This window comes from Streptomyces albiflavescens (assembly GCF_014645835.1).
Classification (GTDB): Bacteria; Actinomycetota; Actinomycetes; order Streptomycetales; family Streptomycetaceae; genus Streptomyces; species Streptomyces albiflavescens.
Window position 1 is genome coordinate 839,041 of the sequence record NZ_BMMM01000002.1, and the last position, 18,256, is coordinate 857,296.

Sequence of the window (18,256 nt, forward strand, 5' to 3'; positions counted from 1 at the left end):
GTGACGTCCACTCATCTTCATTGTCAGGGACGGTACTTGGCACTGTCCCGGTTTCCGCCGTTCGTACCCGCCCGTCCTGGCGGGAAGCCGCCAGGGCGCCTTCCCGCCAGGTTTCGTCAACTCCCCCGCAACGCGAGCCCCCCGACACTCGTCGCAGCGCAGCAACACAGCAGAGCCCGGTCGCCGACGAAGAGAGGGCACACATGACCAGAGGACCAGCGAGACGCGGGGCCGGACTGTTGTCGGCCGGGCTCGTGCTCGCCCTGCTGCCGATGGGGCAGGCGGACGCGCAAGAAGCCAGTTCCGCGTCGCCCCGGGCCGCCTCCGCCGCCCGCACCGTCACCCTCGTCACCGGTGACAAGGTGACCGTCACCGGCCTCGGCGGGGGCACGAAGACCGTCACCGTCGAGCGCCCCGAGGGAGCCACCGGCGCCGTGCGCACCCAGGTGGCGAACGGCGCCGTCAGTGTCGTACCGGACGAGGCGCTGCCGTATCTGCGGGCGGGCACCCTGGACCGGCGGCTGTTCGACGTGAGCGAGCTGATACGTCAGGGGCTCACCGACCAGAAGACGGACGAGCTGCCGCTGATCGTGACGTACGAGAAGAAGAGCGGCACCGCCACGCCGCGTGGGGCCGAGCGGACGCGCGCGCTGCCGAGCATCCGCGGTGCCGCTGTGGACGCGGACAAGGGGCGGACGTTCTGGCGGGCCATGACCCACCAGGACGGGATCGGCAAGGTCTGGCTCGACGGGCGCGTCAAGGCGGACATGGCCGAGAGCAACGCGCAGATCGGCACGCCGAAGGCCTGGGAGGCCGGGCTCACCGGGAAGGGGGTCACCGTCGCCGTCCTCGACACCGGTGTCGACACCAGCCACCCCGACCTGGCGGACAGGGTCTCGCAGACCAAGAGCTTCATCGACGGGCAGGAGGTCGCCGACCGCAACGGGCACGGCACGCACGTCACGTCGACCGTCGGCGGCAGCGGTGCCGCTTCCGACGGTACGGAGAAGGGCGTCGCGCCCGGTGCGACGCTCGCCGTCGGCAAGGTGCTCAGCGACCAGGGCTCGGGCAGCGAGTCGCAGATCATCGCCGGTATGGAGTGGGCCGCGCGCGATGTGCACGCCAAGGTGATCTCCATGAGCCTCGGCTCGACCGAGGCCAGTGACGGCACCGATCCGATGGCCGAGGCGGTCGACACCCTGTCCAAGGAGACCGGCGCCCTGTTCGTCATAGCCGCCGGAAACACCGGCGCCCCCTCCTCCATAGGCTCGCCCGGCGCCGCCGACTCCGCGCTGACCGTCGGCGCGGTGGACTCGGAGGACCAGGCCGCCTACTTCACCAGCGCAGGACCGCGCTACGGCGACAACGCGCTCAAGCCCGACCTCTCCGCACCCGGCGTCGGCATCCTGGCCGCCCGCTCCCAACTGGTGAGCGGCAGCGGTTACTACACCTCCATGAGCGGTACGTCGATGGCGACGCCGCATGTCGCGGGCGTGGCGGCACTGCTCGCCGAGAAGCACCCCGACTGGACCGGCGAGCGGCTCAAGGACGCGCTGATGTCGACGTCGAAGCAACTCGACGCGTCCGCCTATGTGCTGGGCTCGGGACGAGTGAGTGTTCCGGACGCGATCGACGCTGCCGTGACCGCCACCGGGAGCGCCGACCTCGGCTTCTACAGCTGGCCGTACGACGCGAACAAGCCCGTCACCAAGACGGTGTCGTACAGCAACTCCTCCGACAGCGCCGTCGAGTTGAGCCTCGCCGTGCGAGGTGCCGCCGACGGGGTCGCGACTCTCGCCGACTCCACGCTCACCGTGCCCGCGCACGGCACCGCGTCCACGACGGTGACGGGTGACGGCTCCAAGGCGCCCGTGGGCAACACCTCCGGACAGATCGTCGCGTCCGTGGCCGGCACCCCCGTCGCGCACACCGCGTTCGGACTGGTCAAGGAGGAGGAGCGGTACACGCTCACCGTCCATGTCAAGGACCGCGAGGGCGCCGCCACGCCGGCCTACGTCGTGGTTCAGCAGCTCGCCCAAGGTGTCGACCCGTACCCCGCGCAGGTCGGTGACTCCGGCACCCTGAAGCTCCGGCTCGCGCCGGGGACGTACAGCCTCACCTCCTTCCTCGACGTGCACGGCAGCCACGGCGCGGACTCGCTCGGCCTCGGCTTCCTCGCGGCGCCCGAGATCACGCTCGACAAGGACCGCGAGATCACGTTGGACGGGCGGCAGTTGAAGGAGGTCGACGCGAAGGTCGACCGGCGGACCGAGACCCGGCAGCTGCTGATGGAGTACGACCGGAACGCGGGCGGCTCCGACCTGTTCGACGCCGTGCAGGTGCCCGTCAAGTACGACAGCGTCTTCGCGGCGCCGACCGCGAAGGTCACCCAGGGCAGCTTCGAGTACCGGACGGTGTGGCGGCTCGGCAAGCCGCTGCTGGAGGTCGAGGGCATCGGCGAGGCGGTCGTCCAGCCGGGCGGCACGCTGATCGAGGGGCGCAGCAGGCTGGCGCTGGTCGATGTCGGTGACGGTGTCTTCTCCGGCAAGGACGTGCGCGGCAAGGCCGTGCTCGCACGGCTCGCCGACGGTGTCGAACCCGCCGCTCTCGCCCAGGCCGCCCAGGACGCGGGCGCCAAGGCCCTGTTCGTCACCGACGACACGGCCGGACGCCTCAACGCCTGGTTTGGTACGGACGACAACGCCGACCGGCCGCTTCAGATCGCCACGGTCGACGCGGCGGACGCGGCACGGCTGCGGGCGGCCAAGGGTGTCGCGATGACCGGGACGCGCAACACGCCGTACGTGTACGACCTCTCGCAGGGGCATCAGGGCGCCATCCCGCGCGGAGACCTCACCTATGAGCCCGGCACGGATGAACTCGCCGTGCTGGACACCAGGTTCCACGCCGTGAAGCCCGTGTCGGGCGGCGAGTTCCGGTACTCGATCACCGACACCTTCCCCATCGGGATCGGCTTCCAGGAGCGGATCGACTACCCGGCCGAGCGGACCGACTATGTCTCCACGGGCGCCGGGCAGCTGTGGCACGAGTCCGTGAGCGTCGGGCCGGGCACGCTCGAGGAACGCAGCGGACTGATCGCCTACCGGGGTGGCACGCACCCGACGCGCAACTGGTTCAAGCCCGTCTGGCACCCCTGGCTCGGCACCGGACTCGGCTGGGGCCAGCAACGCGCCGGCAACCAGATCCAGTTCAACACGCCCGGCTGGGGCGACTCCGGGCCCGACCACACCGGCTTCGGCGACGTGTGGAGCGACGACACCGGGATGACCCAGTTCACGGAGGTGTACCAGGACGGGTCGCTGGTCGACCGGCGGATGAGCTCGGGCGCGTACGTCTGGGACGCACCCGCCGACGAGCACATGTACAAGGTCGTCACGGACACGACTCTGGACGCGGACCGCTGGAAGCTCTCCACGAAGGGCCACTCCGAGTGGACCGTCGGATCGGCGGCCACCCCCGAGGACCACTTCACCTTCCTGCCGCTCCTCAACCTCGGATACGACGTCGACACCGACCTCGCGGGCGACGTGCGCGGCGGCAGCCGGGTGCCGGTGGGGATCTACGCCGAGTATGTGAAGGGCGCGCCGGACACCGGGACCATCGGGGGCGGGAAGCTCGAGGTGTCGTACGACGACGGCAAGACCTGGAAGGCGGTCCCGCTCTCCGGTGGCAAGGCGTCCTGGACGGGGACACTGAGCGTGCCGCGCGGCGCGGAGTTCATCTCGCTGCGGGCCTCGGCGCGCGACGACCGGGGCGGCTCGGTGAGCCAGGAGATCATCCGGGCGGTGGGAGTGCGGTAACCGGCCCGGGGGCCTTGTGCGGGTGGTGCCGGCTTCCTTTGGGAGGCGGAGCCGGCACCACCGATCTGTTCATGTCCCGGGGATCTCCGTGATGCCCCGGATCACCCCCAGGTCCAGCAAGTCCTGGGGCCGGATGCGGAGTTGGTCGGCCGTCGCTTCGACCTCGCCCGGGGTCCGCTTCAGGATCGCGGCCGCGAGCTCCGGTGCGATGACCGAGAAGTAACTGTCCGGCGTGGCCCAGGTGTTGCCGGGTGCGGCCAGCGCGAGCGCGCCACCCGAGCCGCCCTCGCCGATCACCAGCGTGGTGACCGGCGTACGGGCGGTGGCCACCGCGGCGAACAGGTCCGCGATCGCCGCGCCGGCGCTCTGCCGCTCCGCGTCGGCGTCATTGGCGGCGCCGGGCGTGTCCACCAACGTCAGTACGGGGATGCCGAGCCGGCCCGCCAGCCGGATCAGCCGGGCGGCGGTGCGGTATCCGGCGGGCCGGGTCGCGGTGCCGCGCTGGGCGGCGTAGGCGAGGGGCCGTCCGTCCCGCGCGAGGCCGAAACCGCACAGCATGCCGTCGTCGGTGCCGCCGCAGCGGTCGCCGCTGATGGCTGCCCGGTGGGTGAAGTACGCGTCCAAGTAGGCATCGGCGCGGGGGCGTTCGGCGGCGCGGGCGCGCCGGACGGCGTCCCAGCCGGTGGCGGGGAGATCGAGTGCGCCCAGGGCGGGCGGGACCCGTGCGGCCTCGGCCGACGGCTGGGTGAGCAGGCCCAGCCACAGCGCGAGCGTGCCCCGCAGCTCCCTCGGCCGTACGACGGCGTCCACCGCCCCTGCCGCCAGCTGGGCCTCCGCCGTGTACGCGGCCGGGTCCGCGTCGGGCGGGCGGACCCGGGAGCCCGCGAAGCCCACCTGGACGCCGGGCAGTGCCAGGGTCACGTCGGCGCCCGCGCCCAGCGTGGCCCAGCCGCCGCCCGTCGTCGGGTCCCGCAGCACGGCGATCTGCGCGAGCCCGGCCTCGCGGGTGAGCGCCGACTCCCGCGCCACCCGCTGGAGCTGGGTGAGCGCGAGCATGCCCTCCTGCATCCGGCTGCCGCCCGTGGCGACGAGCGAGACGACGGGGAGGCGGTGCTCGCGGGCGTGGGTGTACGCCGCCTGGAGGCGGTCGCCGGTGCGCTCGCCGAGCGAGCCGCCGAGGAAGCCGAACTCGAAGGCGATCAGTACGGCGGGGGTGTCGCCGATGGTCGCGGTGCCGCACACGACGGACTCCTCCTCGCCGGTGCGGGCGGCGGCGCGAGCGCGCGAGTCGTCGTATCCCTGCCAGGAGAGTGGGCCGTCGGGTGGGAACGCCCTTGTGGGAGAGGGGAGTTCTGCGAAGGTGTCGGTGACCAGGGCGATGGTCCGGCGTGCCGAGAGCCGCTCAGTCACGCGGCAGCGCCCGCTTCAGGATCTTGCCCATGTCGTTGCGCGGCAGGGATTCGAGGAAGCGCACGGTACGCGGCCGCTTGTGCGGGGCGAGGCGGCGGGCCACGTGGTCGGCCAACTCTTCGGCGGACGGCGGTGATGGGGGATCGGAGGGCACGATCCAGGCCACGACCCGCTCGCCCAGATCGTCGTCGGGCTCACCGGTGACGGCGGCCTCGCGCACCGCCGGATGTTCAAGCAGCGCGTTCTCGATCTCCCCGGCGCCGATCTTGTGGCCGCCGCTCTTGATCAGATCGGTGGCCTTGCGGCCGACGATGCGTACCAGGCCGTCGGGGTCGAGCACGGCCATGTCGCCGGTGCGGAACCAGCCGTCCTCGGTGAACGCGGCGGCGGTGGCGTCGGGCCGGTTCAGGTACTCGGTGAAGAGGTTCGGTCCGCGGACCTGGATCTCGCCGACGCTCTCGCCGTCGTATGCGCCCGTGGGGGTGCCATCGGCGTCGTATCCGGCGAACGCTGTCCCGTCCTCCTCGACGAGCCGCAGGTCGACGCCGGGCAGCGGCACGCCGACGGTGCCGGGGCGCGCCGCACCGTCCACCCGGACACTCGTGTTCATCAGCGTCTCGGTCATGCCGTATCGCTCGACCACCCGGCTCCCGGTCGCGGCCGTGATCCGCTCGTGGTCGTGCACGGGCAGCGCGGCGGAACCCGACACGAGGAGCCGCGCCCGGCCGAGCGCCTTGGCCAGTTCGGCGTCCTCGGCGAGTGCCTCGGCGAGCCGGTGGTACATCGTCGGCACCCCGAACAGCATCGTCGCGCCGCCGTTCAGCTCCCGCGCCACCCCCTCCGTGCTGAACCGTCCCAGATGCCGTACGGACCCGCCGCGCCGCAGCGGCCCCAGAATGCCCAGGATCAGCCCGTGCACATGGAACAGCGGCAGCCCGTGCACCAGCACGTCGTCACCGGTCCACTGCCAGGCGTCGGCCAGCGCGTCCAGCGTCGAGGCGATCGCACGACGCGGGATGACAGCGCCCTTGGGCGGGCCGGTGGTGCCGGAGGTGTAGACGATGAGGGCGGGGGCACCGGGGTCCGCCTCGGCGGGCGGTACGGCGCCTCCAGGACTGTGCGTGCGGATGTCGATCCGCTCCCACGTCCTCATGGCCTCGGGCAGCTCGTCGCACGAGCCGGCGAGCACCAGCGACGGCGCACTGTCGCGGAGAATGTGGCCCAACTCACCCTCCCCCGACTTCGGGTTGAGCGGTACGGCCGGCACCCCGGCGAGCAGCGCGGCCACGACACCGACGGCCGTCTCCAGGGTCGGCGTCGCCCACACGGCGACCCTCCCGGCACCGCCGAGCCGCCCGGCCAGTTCACCCGCCGAGGCGGCGAGCTGCGCGTACGTCAGGGACCGATCACCGAAGCGCAGCGCGGACCGCTCCGCGACGGAACCGCCCACCAGGGCCGGGAAGAGGGAGGGCACGCGTACTCCTTGGGAGTAGGGGACGTTCTGCGGGCACTGTCACAACCTTTCCCGACCGTTCCTACACGATGACGCTTCTGTAGTGGGTGGTGAGTCGCCCGTCCCCGTCCAGGACGTGGAACGCGAGCGCGGGCGGCAGGTCCAGGTGGACGTGGTCGTCCGGGTGGGCGCGGTGTTCCCACGGGAGGCGGCTGGTCGAGACGACGCCGGGCGCCACCAGGAGGGGGCGGCCCGCGAAGGTGGTGACCGCGGGGGTGTGGGCGTGACCGGTGAGAAAGGCGGTGAGGTGGGGGTGGCGGGCGGCCAGGTCGGCGAGGGGCCGCTCGTCCCGGAGGCGGATGCCGTCGAGGTACGGCATGCCGAGGGTGGCCGGAGGGTGGTGGAAGGCGACCAGAACCGGGGTCGTGGCCCGGGTCAGGACGGTGTTCAGCCAGGTCAGGGTCTCGTCCTCCAGGTGGCCGTGGTCCTTGCCCGGTACCGAGGAGTCGCACAGGGCCAGGGTGAAGCCCGGCGCGTGATGCACCTGGTTGACCGGGCCCGGCGCGGCAGGACGGCCCAGCAAGTGCTCGCGGAACGCGGCGCGTTCGTCGTGGTTGCCGGGGCAGACCAGGACCGGATGCCGGGAGGCGAGGAGACCGCGCGTCTCCTCGTACTCGGACGGCAGACCGTGGTCGGCGATGTCGCCCGTGACGAGGACGGCGTCCAGGTCGTGGGGGAGGCCTTCCAGGTACGCCATGACGGCGCGGGCGCGCTCCACGCTGCGTCGGTCGCTGTCGATGTGGAGGTCGCTGATGTGGGCGATCACGATCACGGGGGATTCCTTTCGCGGGCCGACATCGGCCGCCCGCTTGTCCGTCGGTCCTTCATCCCTTGGTCTTTTGTCCCTGCCACGAAGCTATGTGTCGTCCGGACCATGAATAAGATCCAGTCCCATGCCGGAAAACTGGTCCAGTTCGCGGCTCGACCTGCACCTCGACCTCGACACGGAGGGCGGTCGCCGTGCCCGCCTGGAGACGGCGCTGCGCGAGGCGATCCGCGCCGGGCGGCTGACGGCGGGGACGCCGTTGCCCTCGACGCGGGGGCTCGCCCAGGAGATGGGTCTGTCGCGCGGAACGGTCACCGCGGCCTACGACCAGCTCGCCGAGCAGGGGTACTTGCTCACCCGGCCGGGAGCCGCGACCAGGGTCGCCGACGTGCCGCCGCAGCTTCCGCCGGAGACGGCGCCCGACACCGGTACGCGTCCCCCGGCGCACGACCTGCGCCCCGGACGGCCCGACGTCAGCGCCTTCCCCACCCGCGCCTGGCTCGCCGCCACGCGCCGTGTCCTCGACCGGGCCCGACCCGAGGTGTTCGGCCCCGGCGACCCCCAGGGCCGTATCGAACTGCGCGCCGCGCTCGCCGACCATCTGGGCCGCACCCGCGGTGTCCTGACCACCCCCGACCGGATCGTGATCACCTCCGGCTACTACCAGACGGTCCAGCTGCTGTGCCGGGTCCTGACGGCGGGGGGCCGTGAGGTCGCCGCGCTGGAGGACCCCGGCCACGACTTCTATCGGGACACCGTCCGCCGCGCGGGCCTCACCACGTACCCACTGCCGGTGGACGCGCACGGCGCGGATGCCGAGTTCCTGACCGCCCGCACCGACGCGGTCTTCCTGACCCCCTCGCATCACTATCCGACGGGTGTGCCGCTGCACCCTGGCCGTCGGCAGGCCGTGTGCGCGTGGGCGCGCTCCACCGGCGGGCTGATCGTCGAGGACGACTACGACGGCGAGTTCCGCTACGACCGCCGTCCGGTCGGCGCGCTGCAGAGCCTGGCGCCCGACCACGTCGCGTACTGCGGTACGGCGTCCAAGACGCTGGGGCCCGCCCTCCGGCTGGCCTGGGCCGTCCTGCCGCCCGACCTGGTGGCCCCGGTCGTCCGGGCCAAGGAAACGGACGACCTGTACACCGAGACGCTCGGCCAGCTGGTGCTGGCCGAGTTCATCGCCACGCACGCGTACGACCGCCATGTGCGCGCGGCCCGCCTGCGCTACCGCAGACGCCGGGAGCTGTTGATAGCCCGGCTGTCCGCGGTCCCGGGCCTCACCGCCCACGGCGTCCCGGCCGGCCTGCACACCCTGGTCACCCTGCCGCCCGAAGGGCCCGTCGAGGCCGGATTCCTGAGCGCATGCGCCGACCGGGGCGTGGCCCTGCGCGGTCTCACCGAACTTCACCACAGCCTCGACGGCGACCGCCCCGAGGGGCTCCTCATCGGCTTCGCCGCCCCTTCCGAACGCGCATACCCGGCGGCCCTCGACGCTCTGTTCGCGGTTCTGGAGGAGTCCGTCACGTGCGGGAAGCCATCGGGTTGACCTTCACCATGGGGCAAGCCCCAGCATCGGTGGCGGAACGAGGAACGACCGGACCACGGGGTGGGCGCATGGACATGCTGACGATCGGGGCCTTCGCGAAGGCGTGCCGGCTGTCGCCGAAGGCGCTGCGGCTGTACGACGAGCTGGAGCTGCTGCGGCCCGCCCGGGTCGACCCCGAGACCGGGTACCGGTATTACGCGGTGGGGCAGCTTGAGCAGGCGCGTCTGGTGGCGTGGCTGCGGCGGCTCGGGATGCCGCTCGCCCGGATCCGGCGGGTGTGCGCGATGGCGCCTGAGCCGGCCGCGCGGGAGATCCGCGCGTACTGGGCCCAGGTCGAGGCCGAGACGGTCGCCCGCCGGGATCTGGCGGCGTTCCTCGTGGACCATCTCTCGCCGTCCCCCAGGAAGGACACCAGCATGCTGGAGCTCCGTTACTCCGCTCTCTCCGACACCGGTCTGGTCCGCAGCGCCAATCAGGACACCGCCTACGCGGGCACCCGCGTCCTCGCCGTGGCCGACGGCTTCGGGCCGAACGGGGCACCCGCCAGTACGGCGGCGGTGGAGGCCCTCAAGTTCCTGGACGACGAGCCGCTCCCGGCCGGAAGTGTGCTCAATCTCCTCGAGGACGCCGTCCGGGGCGCCACGCAGGCCGTCCAGGACCTCGCCCCCGGGGAGGACGCCGGTACCACCCTCACCGCGATGGTGTGGACCGGCTCCCAGCTCGCGCTGGTCCACATCGGGGACTCGCGCGCGTATCTGCTGCGCGACGGGGAGCTGTTCCGGATCACCCACGACCACACCGTGGTGCAGTCGATGATCGACGAGGGCAGCCTGACGCCCGAGGAGGCGACCGCCCACCCTCAACGCTCCCTGCTCCTGAAGGCGTTGGGGATCGGCTCGGCCGCCCCCGTACCCGATCTGCGGCTGCACGACGCCCGGCCGGGCGACCGTCACCTGCTCTGCTCGGACGGCCTGTCCGGTGTTGTGCCGGATGAGGGGATCGCGCGGATTCTCACGTCGAGTGCCTTGCCGGAGACGGCCGTTCGGGCCTTGATCGGTGCGGCGAACGAGTCCGGGGGACCGGACAACGTGAGTTGTGTGGTTGCGGACGTGGTGTCCCAGGTGTGATCCGAAGAACGGGGCCCAGCCGTCCGGCATGGTGAGCCTCACCGGAACGCAGGGCTTGACCTCGCCCTTGGACGCATAGGCGTTGACCCTGTGCGGCCGGGCGTTGGCCGTGAGGTTGTCGAAGACCAGCCTCCCGGGCGGCTCGGCGGCGCTCCGACGACACGACGTTGCGCGCGATGCCGTACAGCCAGGCCGTCTCACTGCCGAGGCCCGGTCGGTAGGAGTGGGCCGAGTCGAGGACGGCGAGGAAGATCTCGGCCGTCAGGTCGGCCGCGGTGTGCGGGTCGTCGACACGCCGGGCCCGTTACCGAGTGAACCCGGTGAATCCGGCCGTCGACCTGCGGCGACGCCGTCGCCGCAGCCGGGTTCGGTTCTTGCGGCGCTCGGGCCCGTCGGGCAGGACGTCGCGCTCGACGACGGTGACGACGTCCGCGAACTCGGCCAGGGCGCGGGCCGCGAGCAGTCCGGCGAGGCTGCCGCCGAGGACGACGACGGATCTCAGGGGCCGTGCGCCGGAAGAGCGCTCGCGGGAATCGGGGCGATCGCCCGGGGGACGATCGCTCGTGGGGCCGACAGTCATGGGGCGGCGACGCTCTCTGCTGCGGCGGCCGCGCGCTCGCGGACCGCCTTGATGTCGTCGGTGTGACGAAGGGCCCGGGACACGGCCTCGATCCCCTCCAGCAGGTCTTCGATGTCCGTGCTGGCGAGAGGGGCGTCCGCGTCGTCCTCCCGGGAACGTCGTTTGGTCTCGATGGCGTCCTGGATCGCCACGACATGGGCGAGCGGCCTCGCCCGCGCGGGCTCGCGCCCCAGGCTGAGGGCGGCGTCGTAGGCCCGCCGTTCCAGGTCCTCGTCGATGTACCGGGCGAGGTGGAGCAGCGCGTCCCGGATGAACGTCTCGCGGCGCGTCAGGCGCAGTTCGGGGGTGGCCCGCAGCTTGAACGGGACGCGGCCGCCGGTGACGGTGCGCGTCAGCAGGTAGAGGGACCGCAGGCGCCAGTGGCCGAGCCGGGTGCGGGCACGGCGCTGCAGGTACTGGCCGGCGTGCGGAAGGACGAACCCCACCGCGATCAGGATGGCGGCGAGACAGGCGACGGGCGGTGACAGGGCCGTGCTCAGCCAGTCCAGGTCGTGGCCGGTCCACCGGGCGACGACCGCCGCGGTCTTCGAAGCGTCGTAGACCAGGTTCATCGCGTAGCCGACGCCGAGGAACTTCAGGCCGCTGCGCAGCCACACGTCGAGGCCGTCGGTGCGGATCCAGTTCCGGATCAGCCGGTAGGTGATGAGGCAGGCCACGGTATGCGCGAGCAGGTAGAGCACGATCTCTTCGCGCATGAAGGCGGTGTTGGCGTAGTACGTGTCGAGGTCCCGCACCCGCTCGACGGGGGCGTCGGCGAGTGCGAACAGCACCCACAGCGCGACGATCACGCCCGAGTAGACGCTCACCACCCATGCCGTGGCGCGGCGGGTCGTCCGTGAGCGGTCGGAGATGCCGTTGCGCCAGGCGGTGATGAGCAGCAGACAGGATCCGCAGAACGCCGTGATGAGGCTGTAGACCAGCGGTGCCGAGAAGTTCGGTACGCCGGTGACACGGTTGGTCCAGACGATGGTGGGCGGTGCCGCGAAGACGAAGACGCCGCAGGCGAGGAGGAGCAGGCCGCCGACCGCTCTGAGCAGCGGGTCCTTCCAGAGCTTGATGATGCTGGGCAGTTTGATCGCCAGGGCGGCGGTCAGGACGGCCGCCGGTATCCAGAAGGAGATGTACAGGCCGTCGAAGAAGCGGGAGGGATTCATCGGCGGTCAGTCCTTGGGTCCGCGATAGCCGAGGGACGCCTGGATCGCCCGGCCCACCGGGTCGACGGGGCCTTGGGTACGGGGACCGGTCACCCAGGAGCGGAAGATGCTGGCGAGGTGCAGGCCGAAGTCCTCGGCCTCGGCCTCGTCGGCTTCGTGGGATCCGTTGCGGGCGGCGACGGTGAGGGCGATCTCCTGCCAGTCGGGGCTCTCGGAGAGGGCGCGTGCGGCGGCGGCCGCGCTGTCCATGTGATGGTCGCGGTGCCCTTCCTTCATGTGCCACAACTCATGGCCCAGGATGACGAGTTGCTGCACGGTCTCGGCGCGCTCCTCGATGATGACGAGGTCGAAGTCGTGGAACTCCATCCACAGCCCGGTGACCTCGATCTCGTCGGGAAAGCGCTCGAAGCGCAGTTGGACGGGACGGCCGTCACGCCGCCTGCTCATCTCCTCGCACAGGGCGTCCGCCAACTCCCGTACGTCGACCGGGGTGTCGATCCTCTTCCGCAGTACCCGGCTGAGCTCCACCGCGAGGGCCCGCATCTCGGAGTCCGCCCTGGGTGACCGCAGCGCCGCCGCCAGCGTGCGCATCCTGCCGAACAGCTTCATCGTTCCGCCTCCTCGCCGCCCAGCAGGCCTTCGAGCATCAGCACGAGCGCCTCCTGCTTGCGCGGCGTGAGCCGCTTGCCCCGCAGCGCGAGCGTCACGACCCCGTGCTTGATCGTGAACTTGAGCAGCGGGCCGTCCTCCGCGCCGCCCTCGAGTTCCTGAAGGGTGCGCTGAAGGGCTCCGTTCAGGGCGACGGCGGCCGGGTCGGTGAAGAACTTGGTGCCCTGGTCGATGTGGAAGAACTCCGCGAGCCGGGTGAGGTCCGGTACGTTCGGCATCTTGTCGCCGTTGAGCAGGGACCGCGCCCATTTCTCGCTGATCCCGAGCCGGGCGGCGACCTCCCGGCACACATCGGCGGGCCTCCTCCCGCTCTCGGCGAGATACGCCTCGTACAGCGTGCGCACCCGCCCCCGGACCCGGTCGTCCACCTTGTCCTCGCGCGCCGCCTCGCCGTCGAGCAGGGCCCGGATCTCCACTTCGGGGACGGCGATCCGCCCCGACAGGGCACAGGTGTCGAGGACTTCGCCTCGGTCCAGACGCTGCTCGGCGATCTGTGCGTCGAGGCGTGCGAGTGTCTCGGGAAGAGGCGGCGGGGACTCACTCACCAAGGGGCTCCCGGCAGTTGACTCATAAAGTTGTCGCGGTGGCCGAGACTACGTGGCCGGGTCGGCCCGCGCCACGGTTTCCGAACGATCGTTCCCGGTTCAAGAACGATCGTGGCCGACGCTGCCGTCGGCGAGGACGTCCCACGCATGCGCCGTGGCTGCCGGGGACCCGTGTTCGGAACGAGCCGTGACCCCGGTTGTCCGCGGGCCGGTGTCCGTCCCGCGCCGCGGGGTCCTCAGGCGTTCGGTGCGGTCAGCCACGCGCTGATGCCGGCCAGCGCGCGGGGGCCGGAGTCCGAGCCGACGTCCTCGACCAGATCGGCGATCGAGACGGCCCGAAGCGCCGCTCGCCAGGCCGCGTCCGCCCGGGTCATCGCGCGGGCGATCGCGCAGGGTGTGGCGCACGATTCGGCCGGGGTGGCCAGTGGTCCCCGCTGGCGGATCTCCGTGCAGGTGAAGGCCTGGCCGGGACCGTCGACCGCTTCGACCACGTCGAGCACCGTGATTGAGCCGGGTTCCCGGGTGAGCACGTAGCCGCCCGCCTTGCCCTGCACCGAACGCACGAGTCCGGCGCGCGAGAGCGCTTGCAGCTGCTTGGCCAGATAGCTCGCCGAGACGTCGTGCAGCTCTGCCAGAACGTGTCCGAGTTAGATGCATGCAGCGCCCGCATGGGGGTTATATGTGATATTGCGGACATATATCTCCGGACGAAAGGTGTGTCATGAAGTTCGCGGTCATCGGCGGTACCGGGCTGATCGGGTCGCAGGTCGTCAAGAATCTGAACGCCGCCGGACACGAGGCGGTACCGCACTCGCAGTCCACCGGCGTCGACGTCATCAGTGGCCAGGGACTGGACGAGGCGGTGGCGGGAGCCGATGTCGTCGTCAACCTGACGAACTCCCCGACCTTCGACGAAGCCTCCCCGGCCTTCTTCCAGACCTCGATGGACAACCTCCTGGCCGCGGCCCGCAAGGGCGGCGTCGGCCACTTCGTCATCCTCTCGATCGTCGGCACGGACCAGGTGCCGGAGCTGGACTACTACCGGGCCAAGGCGCTCCAGGAGAACATCCTCGCGGCCGGACCGATCCCCTACTCGATCGTCCGCGCCACGCAGTTCATGGAGTTCATCGACGCGGTCATGTCCTGGACCGCCGACGGCGACACCGTCCGGCTGCCCGCCACGCCGATCCAGCCCATCGCCGCCAAGGACGTCGCCGCCGCGGTGACCGAAGTGGCCGCGGGCACCCCGCTGAACGGCATCCGCAACATCGGCGGCCCCGACGTCTTCGCCCTGGACGAACTGGGCCGGATCACCCTGTCCCACAAGGGTGATCACCGCACCGTCGTCACCGACCCCACCGCCGGCATGTTCGCCGTCGTCAAGGGCGACGTCCTCACCGACAAGGACGCCCACCTCGCCCCCACCCGCTACACCGACTGGCTCTCCTGAACCGTTCGCGCACTCCCCGGCGCACGACTTCGCAAGTAGGCCCCTGACCGCGGCGCGTGTCGGCAGGAATCCTGCCCGGCGGTCAGGGGCGGTACGAACGCGGATTCGCCGGTGATCACGGTGCTCACATGGCTTGCCGCGGTCGCGCGGGGGGTTGTTACCCTGCGGCGGGATCGTCCCGAGATGTGCTCCGAGCAGGGAGACCGCCGTGGCCCGTGTCGCGCTCGTCAGCTACAACCCGGGCGAGGAGCCCGGCGCGGATCGGGATCTGCCCGTGCTGCGGGCGGCCCTGGAGGACGCCGGAGCCGAAGCCGCCGTCGCCTACTGGGACGACCCCGAAGTCGACTGGGCGGGATTCGACCTCGCCGTGATCCGGTCGACCTGGGACTACAGCTGGCGGGTGGCGGAGTTCGTGGCGTGGGCCGAGCGGTGCGCGGGGCTCACGCGGCTCGCGAATCCGGCGGGGGTCGTGCGGTGGAACACCGACAAGCGCTATGTCGGGGATCTGGCGGCAGCGGGGGTCCCGGTCGTGCCGACCCGTTATCTCGCGCCGGGGGACCCCGTCGAGCTGCCCGAGGACCAGGAGTTCGTCGTGAAGCCCACCGCCGGTGCGGGGGCACGGTACGCCGCCCGGTACACGCCCAGGGAGCGGGAGACGGCGATACGGCAGCTCGCGCGGATGCACGCCGAGGGGCTGACCGCGATGGTGCAGCCATACGTGAAGAACATCGACGTCCGTGGTGAGCGGGCGTTGCAGTTCTTCGGCGGGCGGCTGCTGCACGCCAGTCGCAAGGGTGCCGTGCTGGAGCCGGGGACGCCGTTCGACGGGGACAAGGTCCCCCATCCGCGGCTGGCGGCCTGGGAGCCGACCCCTGCCGAACTGGCCGTCGCCGAGCGGGCGTTGGCCGCCGTGCCGGACGGATCCGATGCCGTGCTCTACGCCCGCGTCGACCTCGTCGACGGCGACGACGGCGAGCCGCGGGTGATGGAGCTCGAGCTGGTCGAGCCGAATCTCTTCCTCTGGCTGCACCCTCGGTCGCTGCCCGTCGTCGTGGAGGCGATCCTCAAAGCCGCTGCTCTTTGACGGCCACCCGTTGCAGCAACCCCCAGGTGAACTCCGCCGCGCATTCCCGTCGTACGCCCGACGCGTCAGGCGCCGTGAAGGCCAGACCCCAGCGCGTCGGGGCCGTGCCCTCCAAGGGGCGGGCGGGGGCGAAGGCGCGGGCGGCCTCGTCGACCGTGCAGGACCAGGGAGTGAGGTCGTCCAGGGTTTCCAGGACCGCACCGGGGGCGCCGGGGGCCCGCACCAGCCACTCGTTCCAGGCCACCCCGTTGGGCGCGACGAGGACCTCGAAGCGGAGGTCGGGCCAGAGAGGCACGGGCCACAGGAGCGCCTCGCAGGCCAGGTCGCCGATCCGGCGGGGGGTCACCGACTCCGGGGTGCCGAGGATTGAGTGGTAGCGGGAGAGGGCCCCGCGGGAACGCGCGGCGTGCAGCATGGCCTGCCAGCGGCGGTTGGCCTCGCGCATGTCGGCGATGGAGACGCCCAGCTCGTGGCGGGCGTCCTCGACGAGGTCAGGGTTGTGGTCGGCCATGCGGCGCAGCAGGACCAGCTGGAAGTCGAGAGGGGTGAACGGGGCGGTGGGGCGTTTGGCCGGCATGCGGTCCATGGTCGCGTACGGCGGCCTCGCCCGGGCGGCGCCCGTCGGGCAGGAACAGGACCGAGTTGACGTAACGGGGGCCGTGCGGCGGCAGCACCCGACGCAGCAGGCCCTGGGAGGCGACGTACGACGTCTGCGCCTGGTGGGCCTCCAGGGGGAAGGAGGTCAGGGGCAGCCAGGTGGTGCCGGGGAGCACCCAGCCGTCGTAGCCCTGCTCGGCGAGGTGCTCGACAACCGGCGTGATCGGCTGGATACGGGACTCCAGTTCGATGAAGAGGGCCGGGCGGTCGCGGGTGAGCAGCGCTCGCGCGCCGCGCAGCACCGCCGGCTCGTTGCCGTCCACGTCGATCTTGATGAAGCCGACGTCACGCAGGTCCAGGCTGTCGAGGGTCAGACAGGGGACCTTCAGCGCACGGGCGTGGATGTCCCTGCGGACCAGGGAGGACACACCTCGGTCGCCCGCGTCGTCGGGCGGTAGCCACAGGTGGGCCGTGCCCCGGTGGTCGGAGGCGGCCGCGCTGATGACGCGGACGTTCCCGGGGGTGGCGGCGGAGAGGAGTCTGGCCAGGTGGGGGACTGGTTCCACGGTCACCACGCGGCGGGCTCGGGCGGCGAGGCGGCGGGTCCAGGGGCCGTACCAGCCGCCCACGTCCACCGCCGTGCCGCAGCCGGGCGGGCAGAAGTCGGCGATCCGGGCCAGCTCGGGTTCGAAGCGCGGGTAGACGAGCCGGGCGGTGGCGGCGACCAGACGGATGGGGAGCAAGGGGGCGAGGCGGGCGGCCAGGGTCTTGTGCCCGTGCCCGGTCCTGGGGTCCGTCATGGGGCCATCCGCTTGAGGAGCTCCTCGTGCTCGTCCTCCGTGACCTGCTCCCCGGAGGACGGCAGCAGCTGGGGGATGCCGTCGACGATCGGATAGCGGCGGTGCAGGCGTGGGTTGTAGAGGGCCTCCTCGGAGGTGAGGGCCTCGTCCGGGACAAGCAGATGCAGCGGGCCCTTGTCGAGCGGGCAGGCCAGGATCTTCAGCAGCGGGTCGTCGGGATTCATGGGGGAGTCAACTCCTTGGCACCGATGGGGCGTTGGGGTGCTTGATCGTGCTTGGGCATGGCGAGCAGGACCGACACCGCGAGCGCGGTGCCCGCGAGGCGCAGGGCGAGCCGCACCGGTTCGTGCGGCAGCGCCTCGCCGAACGCGAGCGTGCCGAGCACCGCCGTGAACAGGCAGGTCACCGTCGTACAGACGGGCACGATCAGCGAGGCCCGGCAGCGCTGAAGCGCCGCCTGCGACATGACCAGGCCGAACGCGCCGGTGAAGAGGAGGAGATAGGGGTACGGGGAGCGGAGGAGGCCGACCACCGCTCCGCCCAGGTCGCTTGTCGTCAAGTAGCTCGACACGCCCTTGATGGCGAGCGAACTCACGCCGTACAACAGGCCCACCGCCACGCCGTATTCGACACCCGTGGTCGGCATGCGGTGCCGGTGCTTGGAGCGGCGCTCGGCGGCTCCGTACAGCCACACGCCCAGCGAGAGAGACGGCAGGCAGACGGTGAGGATCAGCGGTACCGGGGCGCTGCGGCTCACCGTGTCCGTGCCCTCGCGCAGGGACAGCACGACCATCAGCAGGGCGGCGAGGATCGCGCCGAGCGCGTACCGCTCGCGACCGGTCGTCTCCTCGCCGAGCAGCCGGGAGGAGAGCAGCACGAGCAGGACGAGCCCGGAGACGAAGATGCCCTGGGCCGCGGCGATCGGAAGGGTGCGGTAGACGGCGAGCTGGGCGCCGAAGCCCGAGGCGAGGGCCAGCGAGCCGCCGATCCACAGGGGGCTGCCGAGGACCAGCCGCAGCAGCCTTGCGGGGCGGCGGATGTCCACCTCGGGCAGGGCCGCCAACGCGCGTTTCTCCAGGACGAATCCGGTGCTGTACAGGACGTTCGCCAGCAGGGCCGCGGCCACTCCCC

The 18,256-nt window shown here is 71.7% G+C and carries 16 protein-coding genes and 2 pseudogenes; 5 read left to right on the forward strand and 13 right to left on the reverse strand.

The window, feature by feature from the left end:
- The first annotated feature begins 203 nt into the window (after positions 1 to 203).
- Entirely contained in the window at positions 204 to 3,821 is a 3,618-nt protein-coding gene (locus tag IEY95_RS08600; protein WP_189185260.1) for a S8 family serine peptidase, read from the forward strand.
- A gap of 69 nt (positions 3,822 to 3,890) precedes the next feature.
- Here IEY95_RS08600 and IEY95_RS08605 read toward each other — a convergent pair whose 3' ends face one another.
- The 3 genes from IEY95_RS08605 to IEY95_RS08615 form a co-directional block, all read right to left on the reverse strand.
- On the reverse strand, positions 3,891 to 5,231 hold the full coding sequence (locus tag IEY95_RS08605) for a carboxyl transferase domain-containing protein (RefSeq protein WP_189185261.1): 1,341 nt from the start codon (positions 5,229 to 5,231) through the stop codon (positions 3,891 to 3,893).
- Positions 5,224 to 6,705 (reverse strand): acyl-CoA synthetase, encoded by a 1,482-nt coding sequence (locus tag IEY95_RS08610; protein ID WP_189185262.1) that lies wholly within the window; start codon positions 6,703 to 6,705, stop codon positions 5,224 to 5,226. Before IEY95_RS08610 ends, IEY95_RS08605 begins: the two co-directional genes overlap by 8 nt.
- Before the next feature lie 61 nt (positions 6,706 to 6,766).
- On the reverse strand, positions 6,767 to 7,516 hold the full coding sequence (locus IEY95_RS08615; RefSeq protein WP_189185263.1) for a metallophosphoesterase: 750 nt from the start codon (positions 7,514 to 7,516) through the stop codon (positions 6,767 to 6,769).
- A gap of 121 nt (positions 7,517 to 7,637) precedes the next feature.
- Between IEY95_RS08615 and pdxR the strand changes: the two genes are divergently transcribed.
- Together pdxR and IEY95_RS08625 are read left to right on the forward strand one after the other, a co-directional pair.
- A complete protein-coding gene (gene pdxR, locus IEY95_RS08620; RefSeq protein ID WP_189185264.1) occupies positions 7,638 to 9,059 on the forward strand; it encodes a MocR-like pyridoxine biosynthesis transcription factor PdxR in 1,422 nt (473 codons plus the stop codon).
- Between the two features lie 68 nt (positions 9,060 to 9,127).
- Positions 9,128 to 10,186: a MerR family transcriptional regulator gene (locus IEY95_RS08625; protein WP_189185265.1), complete on the forward strand. Its 1,059-nt coding sequence runs from the start codon at positions 9,128 to 9,130 to the stop codon at positions 10,184 to 10,186.
- A gap of 130 nt (positions 10,187 to 10,316) precedes the next feature.
- On the opposite strand, the pseudogene IEY95_RS08630 reads toward IEY95_RS08625, so the two are convergent.
- From IEY95_RS08630 to IEY95_RS08655, 6 genes and pseudogenes are all read right to left on the reverse strand, one after another.
- Positions 10,317 to 10,512, reverse strand: a pseudogene (locus IEY95_RS08630) (RNA polymerase sigma factor); the annotation flags it as partial.
- Positions 10,491 to 10,766 carry a hypothetical protein gene (locus IEY95_RS08635; protein ID WP_189185266.1) on the reverse strand — a complete coding sequence of 92 codons (276 nt, stop codon included), beginning with the start codon at positions 10,764 to 10,766 and terminating at the stop codon, positions 10,491 to 10,493. The gene IEY95_RS08635 and the pseudogene IEY95_RS08630, both read right to left, overlap by 22 nt.
- Positions 10,763 to 11,980: an MAB_1171c family putative transporter gene (locus IEY95_RS08640; RefSeq protein ID WP_189185267.1), complete on the reverse strand. Its 1,218-nt coding sequence runs from the start codon at positions 11,978 to 11,980 to the stop codon at positions 10,763 to 10,765. Before IEY95_RS08640 ends, IEY95_RS08635 begins: the two co-directional genes overlap by 4 nt.
- A 6-nt stretch (positions 11,981 to 11,986) precedes the next feature.
- On the reverse strand, positions 11,987 to 12,589 hold the full coding sequence (locus IEY95_RS08645; RefSeq protein WP_229702708.1) for a toxin-antitoxin system, toxin component family protein: 603 nt from the start codon (positions 12,587 to 12,589) through the stop codon (positions 11,987 to 11,989).
- Positions 12,586 to 13,194, reverse strand: coding sequence for a helix-turn-helix domain-containing protein (locus IEY95_RS08650; protein WP_189185268.1), 609 nt, complete (start codon positions 13,192 to 13,194; stop codon positions 12,586 to 12,588). The genes IEY95_RS08645 and IEY95_RS08650 overlap by 4 nt, the downstream gene beginning before the upstream one ends.
- Positions 13,195 to 13,430: 236 nt before the next feature.
- Positions 13,431 to 13,829 (reverse strand): annotated as a pseudogene (locus IEY95_RS08655) (Rrf2 family transcriptional regulator); the annotation flags it as partial.
- Between the two features lie 86 nt (positions 13,830 to 13,915).
- Between IEY95_RS08655 and IEY95_RS08660 the strand changes: the two are divergent.
- Together IEY95_RS08660 and IEY95_RS08665 are read left to right on the forward strand one after the other, a co-directional pair.
- On the forward strand, positions 13,916 to 14,644 hold the full coding sequence (locus IEY95_RS08660) for an SDR family oxidoreductase (protein ID WP_189185269.1): 729 nt from the start codon (positions 13,916 to 13,918) through the stop codon (positions 14,642 to 14,644).
- 208 nt (positions 14,645 to 14,852) lie between these two features.
- A complete protein-coding gene (locus IEY95_RS08665; RefSeq protein WP_189185270.1) occupies positions 14,853 to 15,728 on the forward strand; it encodes an ATP-grasp domain-containing protein in 876 nt (291 codons plus the stop codon).
- Here IEY95_RS08665 and IEY95_RS08670 read toward each other — a convergent pair.
- Genes IEY95_RS08670 through IEY95_RS08685 form a run of 4 tightly spaced genes read right to left on the reverse strand, consistent with a single transcriptional unit; the run spans position 15,709 to position 18,251 of the window.
- Positions 15,709 to 16,314 (reverse strand): hypothetical protein, encoded by a 606-nt coding sequence (locus IEY95_RS08670; protein ID WP_189185271.1) that lies wholly within the window; start codon positions 16,312 to 16,314, stop codon positions 15,709 to 15,711. The two genes, IEY95_RS08665 and IEY95_RS08670, sit on opposite strands and share 20 nt — an antisense overlap.
- Entirely contained in the window at positions 16,220 to 17,125 is a 906-nt protein-coding gene (locus tag IEY95_RS08675; RefSeq protein WP_189185272.1) for an FkbM family methyltransferase, read from the reverse strand. The genes IEY95_RS08670 and IEY95_RS08675 overlap by 95 nt, the downstream gene beginning before the upstream one ends.
- Positions 17,122 to 17,349 (reverse strand): Trm112 family protein, encoded by a 228-nt coding sequence (locus tag IEY95_RS08680; protein ID WP_189185273.1) that lies wholly within the window; start codon positions 17,347 to 17,349, stop codon positions 17,122 to 17,124. The genes IEY95_RS08675 and IEY95_RS08680 overlap by 4 nt, the downstream gene beginning before the upstream one ends.
- Positions 17,346 to 18,251: a hypothetical protein gene (locus tag IEY95_RS08685; protein ID WP_189185447.1), complete on the reverse strand. Its 906-nt coding sequence runs from the start codon at positions 18,249 to 18,251 to the stop codon at positions 17,346 to 17,348. The genes IEY95_RS08680 and IEY95_RS08685 overlap by 4 nt, the downstream gene beginning before the upstream one ends.
- Between the last annotated feature and the right edge of the window lie 5 nt (positions 18,252 to 18,256).

Coding starts and splice junctions, on each gene's coding strand:
- IEY95_RS08600 (WP_189185260.1), top strand. CDS start 204: ATGACCAGAGGACCAGCGAGACGCGGGGCCGGACTGTTGTCGGCCGGG.
- pdxR (WP_189185264.1), top strand. CDS start 7,638: ATGCCGGAAAACTGGTCCAGTTCGCGGCTCGACCTGCACCTCGACCTC.
- IEY95_RS08625 (WP_189185265.1), top strand. CDS start 9,128: ATGGACATGCTGACGATCGGGGCCTTCGCGAAGGCGTGCCGGCTGTCG.
- IEY95_RS08635 (WP_189185266.1), bottom strand. CDS start 10,766: ATGACTGTCGGCCCCACGAGCGATCGTCCCCCGGGCGATCGCCCCGAT.
- IEY95_RS08640 (WP_189185267.1), bottom strand. CDS start 11,980: ATGAATCCCTCCCGCTTCTTCGACGGCCTGTACATCTCCTTCTGGATA.
- IEY95_RS08645 (WP_229702708.1), bottom strand. CDS start 12,589: ATGAAGCTGTTCGGCAGGATGCGCACGCTGGCGGCGGCGCTGCGGTCA.
- IEY95_RS08660 (WP_189185269.1), top strand. CDS start 13,916: ATGAAGTTCGCGGTCATCGGCGGTACCGGGCTGATCGGGTCGCAGGTC.
- IEY95_RS08670 (WP_189185271.1), bottom strand. CDS start 16,314: ATGGACCGCATGCCGGCCAAACGCCCCACCGCCCCGTTCACCCCTCTC.
- IEY95_RS08675 (WP_189185272.1), bottom strand. CDS start 17,125: ATGACGGACCCCAGGACCGGGCACGGGCACAAGACCCTGGCCGCCCGC.
- IEY95_RS08680 (WP_189185273.1), bottom strand. CDS start 17,349: ATGAATCCCGACGACCCGCTGCTGAAGATCCTGGCCTGCCCGCTCGAC.